The sequence below is a fragment of the Enterobacter sp. JBIWA008 genome (assembly GCF_019968765.1).
In the GTDB taxonomy this organism is placed as follows: Bacteria; Pseudomonadota; Gammaproteobacteria; order Enterobacterales; family Enterobacteriaceae; genus Enterobacter.
Genome location: NZ_CP074149.1, coordinates 569,099 through 583,798, shown reverse-complemented (window position 1 = coordinate 583,798; position 14,700 = coordinate 569,099). Strand labels below are relative to the sequence as shown.

General features: G+C 49.0%; 14 protein-coding genes and 1 tRNA gene. 9 read left to right on the top strand and 6 right to left on the bottom strand.

The genetic code is table 11. The features are described 5' to 3' along the window. The first annotated feature begins 316 nt into the window (after nucleotides 1–316). The 4 genes from KGP24_RS02785 (at nucleotide 317) to KGP24_RS02770 (ending at nucleotide 5,442) form a co-directional block, all read left to right on the top strand. Nucleotides 317–589, top strand: coding sequence for an ogr/Delta-like zinc finger family protein (locus KGP24_RS02785; RefSeq protein ID WP_097475939.1), 273 nt, complete (start codon nucleotides 317–319; stop codon nucleotides 587–589). Nucleotides 590–608: 19 nt separating this feature from the next. Then, the gene (locus tag KGP24_RS02780; RefSeq protein ID WP_205916055.1) at nucleotides 609–1,421 is read left to right on the top strand and encodes a hypothetical protein; all 813 of its coding nucleotides are present in this window, start codon (nucleotides 609–611) and stop codon (nucleotides 1,419–1,421) included. A gap of 375 nt (nucleotides 1,422–1,796) precedes the next feature. Further along, a complete protein-coding gene (locus KGP24_RS02775; protein ID WP_205916056.1) occupies nucleotides 1,797–3,782 on the top strand; it encodes an AAA family ATPase in 1,986 nt (661 codons plus the stop codon). Beyond that, nucleotides 3,772–5,442 carry an ATP-dependent helicase gene (locus KGP24_RS02770; protein WP_223562287.1) on the top strand — a complete coding sequence of 557 codons (1,671 nt, stop codon included), beginning with the start codon at nucleotides 3,772–3,774 and terminating at the stop codon, nucleotides 5,440–5,442. The genes KGP24_RS02775 and KGP24_RS02770 overlap by 11 nt, the downstream gene beginning before the upstream one ends. A 32-nt stretch (nucleotides 5,443–5,474) precedes the next feature. On the opposite strand, the gene KGP24_RS02765 is transcribed toward KGP24_RS02770, so the two are convergent. From KGP24_RS02765 to rraB, 5 genes are all read right to left on the bottom strand, one after another. Continuing rightward, a complete protein-coding gene (locus KGP24_RS02765) occupies nucleotides 5,475–6,734 on the bottom strand; it encodes an integrase arm-type DNA-binding domain-containing protein (protein WP_205916058.1) in 1,260 nt (419 codons plus the stop codon). A gap of 163 nt (nucleotides 6,735–6,897) precedes the next feature. Beyond that, nucleotides 6,898–6,982, bottom strand: a tRNA-Leu gene (locus KGP24_RS02760). Nucleotides 6,983–7,088: 106 nt separating this feature from the next. Next, nucleotides 7,089–7,814 (bottom strand): topoisomerase II, encoded by a 726-nt coding sequence (locus KGP24_RS02755; protein ID WP_223562286.1) that lies wholly within the window; start codon nucleotides 7,812–7,814, stop codon nucleotides 7,089–7,091. A gap of 30 nt (nucleotides 7,815–7,844) precedes the next feature. After that, a complete protein-coding gene (gene miaE / locus KGP24_RS02750) occupies nucleotides 7,845–8,603 on the bottom strand; it encodes a tRNA isopentenyl-2-thiomethyl-A-37 hydroxylase MiaE (RefSeq protein ID WP_223562285.1) in 759 nt (252 codons plus the stop codon). 46 nt (nucleotides 8,604–8,649) lie between these two features. Further along, entirely contained in the window at nucleotides 8,650–9,075 is a 426-nt protein-coding gene (rraB, locus tag KGP24_RS02745) for a ribonuclease E inhibitor RraB (RefSeq protein ID WP_023334329.1), read from the bottom strand. A 99-nt stretch (nucleotides 9,076–9,174) separates the two neighbouring features. On the opposite strand from rraB, the gene KGP24_RS02740 reads away from it, so the two are divergent. Both KGP24_RS02740 and argF (KGP24_RS02735) read left to right on the top strand, forming a co-directional pair. Continuing rightward, a complete protein-coding gene (locus tag KGP24_RS02740; protein ID WP_223562284.1) occupies nucleotides 9,175–9,270 on the top strand; it encodes a hypothetical protein in 96 nt (31 codons plus the stop codon). Next, nucleotides 9,240–10,244 (top strand): ornithine carbamoyltransferase, encoded by a 1,005-nt coding sequence (argF, locus tag KGP24_RS02735; protein WP_023299201.1) that lies wholly within the window; start codon nucleotides 9,240–9,242, stop codon nucleotides 10,242–10,244. The genes KGP24_RS02740 and argF (KGP24_RS02735) overlap by 31 nt, the downstream gene beginning before the upstream one ends. A 66-nt stretch (nucleotides 10,245–10,310) precedes the next feature. Here argF (KGP24_RS02735) and KGP24_RS02730 read toward each other — a convergent pair whose 3' ends face one another. Beyond that, nucleotides 10,311–10,763, bottom strand: a complete 453-nt coding sequence (locus KGP24_RS02730) for a YhcH/YjgK/YiaL family protein (RefSeq protein WP_223562283.1) — start codon at nucleotides 10,761–10,763, stop codon at nucleotides 10,311–10,313. Between the two features lie 674 nt (nucleotides 10,764–11,437). Here KGP24_RS02730 and arcA point away from each other — a divergent pair. The 3 genes from arcA (at nucleotide 11,438) to argF (KGP24_RS02715) (ending at nucleotide 14,670) form a co-directional block, all read left to right on the top strand. Then, nucleotides 11,438–12,658, top strand: a complete 1,221-nt coding sequence (arcA, locus tag KGP24_RS02725) for an arginine deiminase (RefSeq protein ID WP_223562282.1) — start codon at nucleotides 11,438–11,440, stop codon at nucleotides 12,656–12,658. A gap of 10 nt (nucleotides 12,659–12,668) precedes the next feature. Further along, the gene (gene arcC, locus KGP24_RS02720; protein WP_223562281.1) at nucleotides 12,669–13,580 is read left to right on the top strand and encodes a carbamate kinase; all 912 of its coding nucleotides are present in this window, start codon (nucleotides 12,669–12,671) and stop codon (nucleotides 13,578–13,580) included. Between the two features lie 85 nt (nucleotides 13,581–13,665). Continuing rightward, nucleotides 13,666–14,670, top strand: a complete 1,005-nt coding sequence (argF, locus tag KGP24_RS02715) for an ornithine carbamoyltransferase (RefSeq protein WP_223562280.1) — start codon at nucleotides 13,666–13,668, stop codon at nucleotides 14,668–14,670. Nucleotides 14,671–14,700 lie beyond the last annotated feature (30 nt).

Below are 14,700 nucleotides of genomic sequence, written 5' to 3'. Positions count from 1 at the left end.
ATCTATTTTTTTACTCAAGTGAATAGTAGTGAATAGTTAAAGTAAAACTGAAACAGATTCAGTTAAATGAGGCCTTTCCTGGCTAGCCAAAAGAAGTCTTTGTCTTATCGCTCGCACAATGATGTTCAATGGCAGCTTTGTATCCATGACAGCACAATTGACACCAAGACAAACAACAAGGTGCTGACATGACTATCCCAGAACAAAACAATAACCAAACTCCTGACATATCTACCCCTGCATCCCTGCATAAGATGAAGATCCGTCAGGAACATATGTTGCTGCAAAAAAACAACAGTGTATCGGAGGGTTTGTAATGGCGCTGAAATGTCCTGAATGCGGCACTATGGCCCATGCCAGAACCAGTTCCTATGAAGCACCTTCGGTTAAACGCTCATGGTATCAGTGCCAGAATCTTGAATGTTCCTGCACATTTACAGCGCTGGAAAGCGTTGACACGATAATTATGAAGCCGCATAAATCCGTGCCACCTGAACCTGAGTCGCAGGATGATTCCCCCGCACGTAAGCCGCAGACGCTGGGCCGCTATGGTTCGGCCTGTACCCTTAAAGACCGTCATGCACAATAAAATGGGGAGGAACCATAATATGACAGAACAACAATTGACGGAAAACCAGATTCAGGCCGCAACCGGACATGTAGTGACACTCCTCGCCAGGGCAAAGAAACCACTTCAGGATGCTGATTGGCTCATGCGGTTGCCTGCAAATGAAATCGCCCGCCAGACGGAAACACTGACAAAAGGCCTTTCCTCTGACTGGCAGTCCAGGATAATTGATCTTTACCAAAAAATGCAGGCCTGGGTGGAGGCCAGACAGGCCGAAGATGCAGCTATTGAGAACCTCAGGGCTCTGCGTCAGCATCAGGCCGAAACTGAACAGGCGAGCAAAGACAATCGGATGCAGTTCAGGGAATTGCTTAGCCAGAACGGCGGTATCGTGACTCCAGAGATGAAAGCTCTTCGGGCTGAGTATCTGGAACAACAGGAAACAGCCGCCGAGCTGGCCGGTCTGATTGCTGAAAAAGAAGAGCAGTTGCCGGTACTGGCTGACGCGACCGGTCGTAAGGCAAACGCCTACGTAAACTGCCATCATGGCATCACGGAAGAGCGTATTGATGAGCTTCTGCGTGACTTCTTTATTTTCAACGGTGCTGAATTGAGTAGCCTGCTCAGGATGAAGTACAGACAATTTGAACGGGATAGCTCAGCACATATCCCGGGGATTATTGAAGGAACAAATGATGCAGATACACTGTATCGTGAATTTATCCTGAATTTCATGCTGAAATGGACGAGTGAAATATTGCCGCTGAGATTCCGGGACGACGTGATGAGCCTGGCCGGTTCAGCGCCGGTATCAGGCTCAAATGATGACATGAAAAAAAGAAAACTGTTTTGATCTGAACAGAACCGCTCACTTAAGCCCGGCTTGTGCCGGGTTTTTGATGTCTGTAGCCTGAGTGCATGTCTATGCTGCATGAAAACGCATGACAGTCATGCGTTATTTTTGACGCAAAAGCCCTTGTGTGGCGGCTCCTGAAGCGATTTACGAGGTGCATGAAAACCACCCTGTTAAGTGGAGCGGGCAGGCGGGCGGGGCAGTGCACGTTAGTGATTTTGTAATTATGTAGTTTGATATTGAGTTTCTACCAAAAGTAGGTTTAACATAGCTTCATCTACGATGTAGTTCTGATACAGCATTGAATAACCTTCTTTTAATTAATTTAGCCAAGCAGTTATTTTACGGTGCAAATACATTATAAGGATTTAATCCATGCATTTAAAAAGTATGACTATCGGTGGTTTTAAAAGTTTTTCATATAACGAACCACAAAAAATTTCATTTGAAAAAGACAGAACAGTATTTATAGGTAACAATGGAACCGGAAAGAGTGCAATTCTTGATGCACTAAATAAATTATTCAGTGTTTCAAATTCATTCCGAACCATATCTCCTTCTGAATTTCATGTTGAAAACGAAGATGACCAAACCCAAATTAAAAATCTCTTCATAGATGTCACATTTGGTTTCAGCAAAATAAAAGATGATGTAAGCATCCCCTCGTTAATAGAACAAATGACACTCGATGATGGAGAGGATGTAATCTTTAGGGTTCGACTTGAAGCATCATTAAGTTATGAATTTTCAGATGCTGGCGATATAGATGAAAACATCTATATCATCACAGACATCTCAGAGACTCCTAGCGATGATTGCAAAATAAAATTATCACCATTGATTCGAAATTCAATTCAAATCCATTACGTACCTGCGACCAGAGATCCGTTAAAACAATTAACTTACTCCTCATCAGCGATTTTAGGTAAGTTAATGAAAGCGATTAACTGGGATGAAAATGCCAGGGACGAGTATAAAGAGAAAGCATTAGAACTGATTGCCATCGCGAAGAAAAACAGAGAGATAAATTTAATATCAGAGTCCATTAATAGTGGATGGGCAACACTTTATAAAGAGAGTGTACTTTCAAATGCCCAATTAGACTTCCCACTAAACTCGATAGATGACTTGATGAAGTTAGTTACTTTATTCTTAAGTCCAAATGAACAAGGCGCAATTATATCGGCTGAATTACTTAGTGATGGTCAAAGATCCCTGATGTATCTTGCAATAATCAACGCATTATTTAACGTGGAAATAAAAATAAAACACGCGGCTAAAGGTGAATATAGTTTTGATAAATCAAAATTAAGACTCCCAATATTTAGCTTAATTTCATTAGAAGAACCCGAAAACCATTTATCACCTCAATATCTCGGAAGGATAATAAAGTTATTTTCCAACTATGCCGAGAAAGATTCATTTCAAATGGTAATGTCTACGCATTCAACCTCTATAATGTCAAGAATAGAACCTGAACAGGTGCGACATTTTTCCTTGAAAAACACTTGTAGCATTATAAATAAATTAGAACTACCATTGAAATCCGATGAGAAATTTAAATTTATAAACGAAGCAGTCAAATCATATCCTGAAATATATTTTGCTAGTCTTGTAATTCTAGTGGAGGGTGATAGTGAGCAGGTAATACTACCCAAAATATTTGAATCTTATAACTTTGACGCAGATAGTAAAAATATTGCAATTGCTCCTTTAGGTGGTAGGCATGTAAATCATTTCTGGCGCTTACTTGAGTCTTTAAAAATACCTTACATAACGTTATTAGATCTCGATCTAGGAAGGAATGGTGGAGGATTTGAAAGAATCAAATATGCCATAAAGCAATTATCATCTCATAGGAAAGTAACTTATTTACATTCTGAGATTCTTGACCTATTACCGAATTGGGACTCGGAGCAAGATCCATTAACTTTTACAATAGATTACAATGATGGAAAAAAAGTAAATATTGTCGATGAATTAAAAAAACATAATATATTTTTCTCTGCTCCTTTAGATATAGACTACATGATGATTAATTCATTTCCTGAAATTTATTGTGTAATAGATTCAGAAAACAATGAAAGGGGGCCAGAGGTTTTGAAGCAAGAAAAAATAATTGAAAATGACATAATAAAACAAGTCCTTAAGGACGGAAACAAAGGAAATAAAAACTATAAACATGATAATGGTTATTTAACAAAATTTGTTTGGTATAATTATAGATTCCTTGGCAGTAAAAGCAAACCAGCCTCTCACATACGGCTTATTAATAAAATAACGGGATCACTTGTCGAAAGGATGCCAAGCGTTCTTAAAGAATTAGTCGAAAGAGTGGGAGAGATTAGCCATGGTAGATAATTCTTTACCACAATGGAATCCAGAAGAATTCATTGTTAAAACTAATGAGTTAGAAGGTATTATTTATGAACAAGACTCATTATCAATACTAGCAGGGCCTGGGGCTGGTAAAACTGAGATGCTTGCTCAAAAAACCATTTATCTTTTAGAGCATGATATTTGCCCTTGGCCTAAGAAAATTCTTTTCCTAACATTCAAAAACGAAGCTAGTAAAAATGTCAAAGATAGAGTATTAAAGCGCTCACCTGAGGCAAATGACAGATTTCTATCTAAAACTTATCATTCCTTTGCAAAATCTATAGTCGATAGATTCAGATTATCACTTGATGAAAATTTAAGACCTAATGCAGGATATGATATTATATTCAAAGGTAAGAGTGATAAAAACAAAGTTCATATTAGTGATGTAATTAAATATGCGTTAGCAATAATAAAAAACAATAGAACAATTCCTATTTTATATCAGGAATGTTTTACTCATGTTTTTCTTGATGAATTCCAAGATACCACATTGCAGCAGTATGAGCTTATTTCATTATTATTCTTGAATAGTCAAATAAAAATTATTTGTGTAGGAGATCTAAATCAAAGCATTATGCTTTTTGCTCAAGCTTATCCAGAAATATATCGACAAGTAGAGGCAGATTTCAAACCTAAAAGAAAATTACTAATTAGTAATTTTAGAGCCGGCGTTGAAATAAAAGAATTCCTAAGCCACTTTCAACCTTTTGTCGAAAAAGGAGTATTTAATCAGACAACCCCACAGAAGAATAATAACTGCACAATTCATCATTTTAATGATGATATCACTGAGTCGAACTTCATAACTGACTATGTATTAAATAAAATTGCATCTGGATTTTCACCTGAAGACATATGTATACTCACCCGACAAAAATCAAGCAACTACAGTGCTAAATTATGTGATCGATTAAATAACAAAGGCATCAGTAATATTGTTTATGACACTTTTCAGGATGCAATAGCAGATCCATTAGGAATTATCTTTAGTTTAATCCTCGAATGTGCATTGATAAAATCACCTAAGGCTTGGTCTGAGTTGTTAAATCTATATATAGAACTGAACATAATAGATGAGAACAATGACTCAGATAATAATAAGTTAATAATGTTTATTGATTATTTTTCAACCACTAAAAAAGCTACAATTTTCAACGACTATCAGATTATTTTAGATTTTATAACAAATATAATTGATCACATAGGCCTCAATTTAATAAAGAGCAAATGGCCACAACATAAATCAGTTGAACATACAAAATACATTTGGACAGAGTTAGCCAAACAACTTCAAAAAATATATTCAAATAATATTGACAGAGAAACAATTGTGATGAATTTCTGTGGAAAGCGATCACTAAAAATAATGAACATACATAAATGCAAAGGACTTGAATATAAAACCGTGATACTAATTGGTTTCGAGGACGAGGCTTTTTGGAATTATTCTGATGATAACTTCGAAGAGCGGTGTGTTCTGTATGTGGCGTTTACTAGAGCTAAAGAAGAGATATTAATAACACAATCAGATCATAGAGATTTTATATCTGGTGGCAGAAAAAAAACCAGTCAAGAAATCACTTCAAAATTAAGGGATAATTTAATCGATAAATGCGGGTTTATACTCCATTTACATTAGTCGCAAAATATCTCATAGAGAAGTATCATATTTTATGATGCTTCTCTAGCAAAATCATAAGGAGATATAGAACGTGATTTATTGGAATATAGAAAATCTGCCCACCACTGCACCATCAAACGACGCTCATCCAAATGCTCAGAAGTATGAATATAAGCAGCACGCACATTATTACGCTCCGAGTGGCTCAACTGGCGCTCGATCGCATCATCGCTCCATAGCCCTGACTCCCCCAACGCACCACGCGCCATCGTTCTGAACCCATGCCCACAGACCTCAGTTTTCGTGTCATATCCCATTGCACGCAATGCACTGTTTACCGTGTTTTCACTCATAACCTTAGTTGCGTCATGATCTCCCGGGAACAGCAGCTCTTTATCACCACTAATTTGCTTGAGCTGCTCTAATAAAACCATCGCCTGCCGACTGAGAGGAACAATATGCTCCTCTTTCATTTTCATGCCACGATACGAGTAACGCACGCCTTTAATTTCTTCTCGTTTTGCCGGTATACGCCAAAGAGATTTATCGAAGTCGAATTCATCCCAACGCGCGAAACGTAACTCACTGGAACGTACAAAAGTGAGTAAGGAAAGCTCGACCGCGATCCGTGTCATTACACGGCCACGATATGCAGCAAGACGAGCAAGAAACTCTGGGAAGCGGCTAGAGGGCAAAGCAGGATAGTGCCGCGCTTTTGTTGTCGATAGCGCACCGGCCATATCACTGGCTGGATTTGAGTCGATGTAATCGTTCTGTACGGCATAACGCATAATAGCCGTGACACGCTGCTGAAGACGCTGCGCAACGTCATGCTTACCACTGGCATCAACTTTTTTAATCGGGGCTAACAGGTGGCTGGTTTTGAGCTGGCGAATGTCGGATGAACCGATATGAGGGAAGATATAAAGCTCAAGATAGCGAAGAACGCGTGATCGATGGTCTTCACTCCAGCGCTTGTTACTAGCATGCCATTCACGGCCAATGGTTTCGAAAGTATATGCCCCCGAATTCTCGGCCTGAGCTTCTTTCAGTTCGGCTTTTGGGTCAATGCCCTGCACTAACAGCTTTTTAGCTTCGTCGCGCTTTGCTCTTGCCTGAGCAAGCGTCACAGTAGGCCAAACACCAAAAGCGAGTCGATCCTCTTTTTTGTCTGAGGGGCGTCTGTATTTCATGCGCCAGTATTTAGAACCCTTGGCCGAAACCTCGAGATACAAACCGCCGCCATCGGCCATTTTGTAGGTTTTGTCTTTTGGCTTTGCGGTCTCGACCTGTCTGGCGTTGAGCTTCATTTGGGGGCACATTTCTAATCGAAGTTAAGATGCCCCCAATTATGCCCCCAATGACATCCGGATTTCAACGGACAACCTCGGACGACTCAGGACGTAAAAATCGCTGAAAGCATTGATTTTTAAGGGATAATTGGACTTTCTCGGATGGTCTTGGAAGTACTAATGGTGCCGAAGGCCGGACTCGAACCGGCACGTATTTCTACGGTTGATTTTGAATCAACTGCGTCTACCGATTTCGCCACTTCGGCACTGAAGGGGATGCGGAAACGTTGTGGATTATACCTGTCGCGCGCCGCCATGCAAGCGACGACGCGCTAAACCCGCGCTAAGTGCCCAAAAAACCAGCGTCCTTCATCACTCCAGCTCAGACACCGCCAGCCGAATCACCCCTGCCGCCTTTTGCTCCGGCAGCGCCAGCACCTTCGCCCACATCTCCTGCACCATATCGCAGGAGAGCTTCTCTTTGCCCGCCGCCTTCTCCGGCATCTGCAATAGCTGGATGTCCTCGCCGTACTTATCGGCAAGAGCCTTCATAATCGGTCGCACGTCCTCGACAGCCGCCTCGCGTTCGTCCTGGGTCACGGTGTGGCGGTTTTTGCCGTAGGCCGCGCGCATCATGTCGGCGTCGGCCTGCATGCGCCGCGCCATCAGGTCTTTATCCAGCATGCGCATCGGGTTCACGCCGCCCTTCACCGTCGGGTAGAGGAAGCGGAAGCAGGCATCGTCGCTCACCTTCTGGATGGCGGCGGTCTGCTCCATGTTGATGGTCATGTAGTTCACCACGTTGGCGTCCGGGGCGTTTTGCAGACGCGACATCTGCAGATGCAGGATCTGCGGCTGGATGGTGTCGATAATCTGCTGCTCCGGCTCGCCCGCTTTTTGCAGGGCGGCCATCTGGTCGAGGATGCGCTGATGCAGCGCGGGCTCCTGCTCCTTAATCACCTGCCAGGCGGGCATTTCGTTCAGCGCGGTATTTAACTGCTGCTCCGGGCTCTGCTGCTTTTTGTCGAAGAACACCCAGAACGCGACGGCGGCGGCCACCACAACAACCATCACGGTACGGGTCCACGTCTTATTCATCTCGCATCCTTATCCTTGAGTTGTGCCGGTTTACACCGGCACGCCGCTGTGGAAGCGAAACTCGTGGTCCGGTGTCGAGATAAGTGTGGCTTCAATTTCGCCAAAAAGCTGTATGCGCGGTGAGATATCGTCGTCGCTTACCTGCCGGGCAAGCGTCAGGTAGTCCTGATAGTGGCGCGCTTCCGAGCGCAGCAGCGAGAGATAGAACTTCTGCAGGTCGTCGTCGAGGAACGGGGCCAGCGCGGCGAAGCGTTCGCAGGAGCGGGCTTCGATGTAGGCGCCGCAGATGAGCTTATCGATCAGCGTCAGCGGCTCGTGGGTGCGCACTTCCTTCAGCATCCCTTTGGCGTAGCGGCTGGCGGTGATTTTGACGTACGGAATGTCGCGGGCCAGCATCGCCTCGCGCACCTGCCAGAAGTGGTGCAGCTCCTCTTTAATCAGCAGCACCATGCTGTCGATAAGCGCCTGGCCCCACGGGTCGTCGGTTTTGGGCATCACGCTTTTGCCAATCTGCCTGTGCAGGTCGATGAAGTTCGGCTCCGGGCCGTCGCGGAAGGTGAATTGTTCGTAGGGTTTGAGCCAGTCGAGCAGCGCGTCGGCACCGCTTTCGTCGGCGACGTATTTACGCACCAGCAGCAGCGCGGTCTGGGCGGCCTTGAGCTCGCACACCATGTGGTCGGTGAGCAGCAGCGGCAGGTTCGCAGGGTCGCGGGCTTTATCAATCCATGCTTGCGGGGTCGGGCACTGGAGGAAGTTGAGTACGGGGGCGAGTATCTGCGGGTAATCCATGGTTCTGCCTTGAAAAAGCGGTGGCGCGCGCCACCGCCTGAAACGCTTAGTGACGCACGCCGTCGTCGTCTTCGTCGACGTAATCTTCGTCGTCGCCTTCTTCGCCGTCTTCACCGTTCGGATCTTCGAAGTAGGTTCCCCAGCCGTCGTATTCCACGTCAAACTTTTCGGCCAGGTTCATCAGCTGTTCTACCTGCGCGTCGATAAGCTCCGCCTTCAGCGCGCCTTCGCTCAGGATGTCGCAGCAGATGACGGTATCGCCCTCTTCCACTTCCAGCTCTTCCGGCTCGGTCACTTCGTAACCCAGCTTGAAGGCTTCCACGGCCAGTTTTTCCAGCGCGTCGAAATCATCCGCAGAGAAATGGTGCTCGATGGTGTACAGCGCGTCCGGATCGCTACCGTCTTCCAGCAGTTCTTCAATAATCAGACGCGTCTCTTCGCGTTGCTCTTCCAGGTGTTCCGGGTTTGCCATGGCTCAATCCTCTTTAAAGTGCGGCAGATACTTCTATTTTCACACACGGACGGGTTTGCCTCCACCTTTGTAAGAAAGATTTATGAAACGGGGTTGCAAATGAATAATTACAAATATAAAGTGAATTTTAATTCAATAAGTGGCGTTCGCCATGCGAGGATAAAATGTCCGATTTATACAAGAAACACTTTCTGAAATTGCTCGACTTTACCCCTGCACAGTTCACTTCTTTGCTGACCCTTGCGGCACAGCTCAAGGCCGATAAAAAAAATGGCAAGGAAGTACAGAAGCTTACCGGTAAAAACATCGCGCTCATCTTCGAAAAAGACTCGACCCGTACCCGTTGCTCTTTCGAAGTTGCCGCATTTGACCAGGGCGCGCGCGTTACCTATTTAGGGCCGAGCGGCAGCCAGATTGGGCATAAAGAGTCAATTAAGGACACCGCAAGGGTTCTCGGGCGGATGTACGACGGCATTCAGTATCGCGGTCACGGCCAGGAAGTGGTCGAGACGCTGGCGCAGTATGCGGGCGTGCCGGTGTGGAACGGGCTGACCAACGAGTTCCACCCGACCCAGCTGCTGGCGGACCTGCTGACCATGCAGGAGCACCTGCCGGGCAAGGCGTTTAACGAGATGACGCTGGTCTACGCGGGCGACGCGCGCAACAACATGGGCAACTCGATGCTGGAAGCGGCGGCGCTGACCGGGCTGGATCTGCGCCTGGTGGCTCCGAAGGCCTGCTGGCCGGAAGAGAGCCTGGTGGCAGAGTGCAGCGCGCTGGCGGAAAAACACGGCGGGAAGATCACTCTCACGGAAGACGTGGCGGCGGGCGTGAAGGGCGCGGACTTTATCTATACCGACGTGTGGGTGTCGATGGGCGAGGCCAAAGAGAAGTGGGCGGAGCGGATTGCGCTGCTGCGCGGGTATCAGGTGAATGCGCAGATGATGGCGCTGACCGGCAACCCGAACGTGAAGTTCCTGCACTGTCTGCCGGCATTCCATGACGACCAGACAACGCTCGGCAAGCAGATGGCGAAGGAGTTCGACCTGCACGGCGGGATGGAGGTGACGGACGAGGTGTTTGAGTCGGCGGCGAGCATCGTGTTCGACCAGGCAGAAAACCGGATGCATACCATTAAGGCGGTGATGGTGGCGACGCTTGGGGAGTGATTTGGTCCTCTGCGCGCTGGTGCCCTCACCCTAACCCTCTCCCACAGGGAGAGGGAGTAAACCCGTTTAGCCGATCAGCATTTTCACCACAACCTTGCGCACCTGCGCCGGTGCTCCCACCGCGCACAGCGGCTTATGCACCTCGCCCGGCCAGAACACCACAAAATCCCCTTCGCTCAGCACCACGGTTTTCTCCTGCTCGCCTTCCGGCAGGAACGCGATGTCTCTATCCTCCAGCCAGTCGGTGTCCGGCGCGCCGTGCGGCAGGGTGCTGAAGGTCATCCCCTCCTGACCCTTCATCACGATCTGAATATCCAGATAGCGCGCATGGTACTCGGCGCGGCGCTCGCCGAACGGCTGGGTCATATCTTCCGAGACCAGATAAAACAGGCTGTTGCCGTTAACGTCGTGCTTGCCGAGCGGCGTAGCGTCGGTGACGTGGGCTTTGACGTGCTCAATGGCCTGGCGCAGCGCGTCAGGTAGCCAGGGCTGCAGATGGTGGATGTTGCCGATAATCATGTGAAATACCTCTATGTAAAACAACGTTTCATTTTTTCTTTTATACGAGAGTTAAGGCTGCCATACCAGCCCTTTTTGGAAGAGGTTTGCGCGAGCGCATGTTTATCGGAAAATGTGTTAACCCACTGTTAATCCGGTCCAGGCAATTATGCAGGGGTTATGCATAACCTTAATCAACGCTTATCTCACGACTGTTCTAACCTCTTGATCATGCTGTCTAATTAACAAAACCCGTTGTCGCCTCACACTTTACTGTTTTGATAATTTGCTCTAAAAAACCATAATTATTTATTGATTTTTATTAAGTCAAAAATAGTTAATTACGTTAATTGCATAGCCATTCTTATAGATGATATTTATCATTTAAAATCAGTCACATAAAAACATATCCCTAAAGATTAAAATCTACAAAATAATAACAACCTCAAATAATGCCACCGGATCCTGCTTAGCTATTCACCCCTCAATAATATGAAATTAATCATTATCTGATGCGAATCATGCAAATTAAAACAAACTCCTCAATATCCAATTTCGCGTGAGCAATATCACAATACGGATTATTTAACTGCCTAGTATGAATCACGAAATCAATTGAGCTTAGCCGCCATGAAATTAAACACATCACATGGCGCATGCCCTTTTTATTCTGAAAAACAGTTAAAGGAATAATTATGGAAAAGCATTACGTCGGTTCTGAAATTGGTCAATTGCGTAGCGTTATGCTGCACCGCCCAAATTTAAGTCTGAAACGTTTAACGCCATCGAATTGTCAGGAGCTGCTTTTCGATGACGTGCTCTCGGTTGAACGGGCGGGTGAGGAGCATGACATCTTCGCAAACACGCTGCGCGAGCAGGGTGTGGAAGTCCTGCTGTTGACCGACCTTCTGACACAAACCCTTGATATTGCAGAAGCAAAAGCCTGGCTGCTGGATACCCAAATCTCTGACTACCGCCTCGGCCCAGCCTTTGCTGGCGACGTGCGCGGCTGGCTGGCGGATATGCCGCACCGCGAACTGGCGCGCAGATTGAGCGGCGGATTAACCTACGGCGAAATTCCGGCGGCCATTAAAAATATGGTGGTGGATACCCACACGGCGAATGATTTTATTATGGAGCCGCTGCCGAACCATTTATTTACTCGCGATACTTCGTGCTGGATCTATAACGGCGTCTCTATTAACCCAATGGCCAAACCGGCGCGTCAGCGTGAAACCAATAACCTGCGGGCAATATATCGCTGGCACCCGGCGTTTGCCAACGGGGATTTTATTAAGTATTTCGGCGACGAGAATATTAATTACGACCACGCCACCTTAGAAGGCGGCGACGTACTGGTTATTGGTCGTGGGGCGGTATTGATCGGCATGTCCGAGCGCACGACGCCGCAGGGCGTGGAGTTCCTCGCCAACAGCCTGTTCAAACACCGCCAGGCCGAGCGAGTGATCGCCGTTGAGCTGCCAAAACACCGCTCCTGCATGCACCTCGACACCGTCATGACCCACATCGACGTGGACACCTTCTCCGTCTACCCGGAAGTGGTGCGCAAAGACGCCCAGTGCTGGACGCTTACTCCGGACGGACGCGGCGGCCTTATGCGCACTCAGGAAACCGATCTGCTGCACGCCATCGAGAAAGCCCTCGGCATTAGCCAGGTGCGCCTGATCACCACCGGCGGCGACGCCTTTGAAGCCGAACGCGAGCAGTGGAACGACGCCAACAACGTCCTGACCATCCGCCCGGGCGTGGTGATCGGCTACGAGCGCAACGTCTGGACCAACGAGAAGTACGACAAAGCGGGCATCACCGTGCTGCCCATCCCGGGCGACGAACTCGGACGCGGACGCGGCGGCGCGCGCTGCATGAGCTGCCCGCTTGAACGCGACGGAATTTAAAGGAGCCATCATGGAACGAAAACCCACTCTGGTTGTGGCCCTGGGCGGCAACGCGCTGCTCAAGCGCGGCGAGCCGCTGGAAGCCGAAATCCAGCGCCAGAACATCGAGCAGGCCGCCCGCATCATCGCCGGGCTGACGGCGCAGTGGCGCGTGGTGCTGGTGCATGGCAACGGCCCGCAGGTCGGGCTGCTGGCGCTGCAGAACAGCGCCTACGACAAAGTCACACCCTACCCGCTGGACGTTCTCGGCGCTGAAAGCCAGGGAATGATCGGCTACATGCTCCAGCAGGCGCTGAAAAACAATCTGCCGCAGCGCGAGGTGAGCGTCCTGCTCACCCAGGTGGAAGTGGACGCCGCCGATCCGGCATTCAGCAACCCGACCAAATACATCGGTCCCGTGTACAGCGAAGCTCAGGCGAAAAGCCTGGCGGCGGAAAAAGGCTGGGTGTTCAAGGCTGACGGGAGCTACGTCCGCCGCGTGGTGCCGTCGCCGCAGCCGAAGCGCATCGTCGAGAGCGACGCCATCACGGCGCTGATCCAGCGCGATCACCTGGTGATCTGCAACGGCGGCGGCGGCGTGCCGGTCGTGGAGAACGCTAACGGCTATCGCGGCATTGAGGCAGTGATCGACAAAGACCTCTCCGCCGCCCTGCTGGCGAGGCAGATCGAGGCCGACGCCCTGCTGATCCTGACCGATGCCGACGCGGTGTACCTCGACTGGGGCAAGCCGACCCAGCGTCCGCTGGCGCAGGTGACGCCGGAGCTGCTCAGGGGCATGCAGTTCGACGCCGGCTCGATGGGGCCGAAAGTGGCCGCCTGCCGCGAGTTTGTTGAAGCCTGCAACGGCATTGCCGGGATCGGCGCGCTAAATGACGGCGCGGAGATCCTGGCGGGCGAGAAAGGCACGTTGATTCGCAACTAAAACCCCCTCACCCTAACCCTCTTCCGAAAGGGGAGGGCCGGGGTGAGGGCATCAGACAGCTAACAATTTAAAAAGGATTTCCCACATGACCATCAACCTGAAAAACCGCAACTTCCTGAAACTGCTGGACTACACCCCGGCGGAGATCCAGTACCTGATCGACCTCGCCATCGAGCTGAAGGCTGCCAAAAAAGCCGGGCGCGAAAAGCAAACCCTGGTCGGGAAAAACATCGCCCTGATTTTTGAAAAGACCTCCACCCGCACCCGCTGCGCCTTCGAAGTGGGCGCGTTCGATCAGGGCGCGCAGGTGACCTATCTCGGCCCAAGCGGATCGCAGATCGGCCATAAAGAGTCGATGAAAGATACCGCCCGCGTGCTGGGCCGCATGTATGACGGCATCGAGTACCGCGGCTACGGCCAGGCCATCGTCGAGGAGCTGGGCGAATACGCGGGCGTGCCGGTGTGGAACGGCCTGACCGACGAGTTCCATCCAACGCAGATCCTCGCCGACCTGATGACCATGCTGGAGCACGCGCCGGGCAAAACCCTGCCGGAGCTGAGCTTTGCCTACCTGGGCGACGCGCGCAACAACATGGGCAACTCGCTGATGGTCGGCGCGGCCAAGATGGGGATGGATATCCGCCTCATCGCGCCGAAATCCTTCTGGCCGGAAGCCGGTCTTGTTGAGCAGTGTCGTGCCATCGCGAAAGAGACGGGCGCGCGCATCACCCTCACCGACGACGTGGAAGAAGGCGTGCGGGGGACCGATTTCCTCTACACCGACGTGTGGGTCTCTATGGGCGAGCCGAAGGAGGCCTGGGCCGAGCGCGTCAGCCTGATGAAGCCGTATCAAATCAACGCGGACGTGATGAAGGCCACCGGCAACCCGAACGTCAAGTTCATGCACTGCCTGCCGGCGTTCCACAACGAGCACACCAAAGTGGGCCGCGAGATCGAGATGGCATACGGGCTGAAGGGGCTGGAGGTGACGGAAGAGGTCTTCGAATCACCGAACTCTATCGTCTTTGATGAAGCAGAAAACCGCATGCACACCATTAAAGCGGTCATGGTGGCGACACTCGGCGACTAATCACCGCCCGGCGCGCCGCGGGGTGCGCCG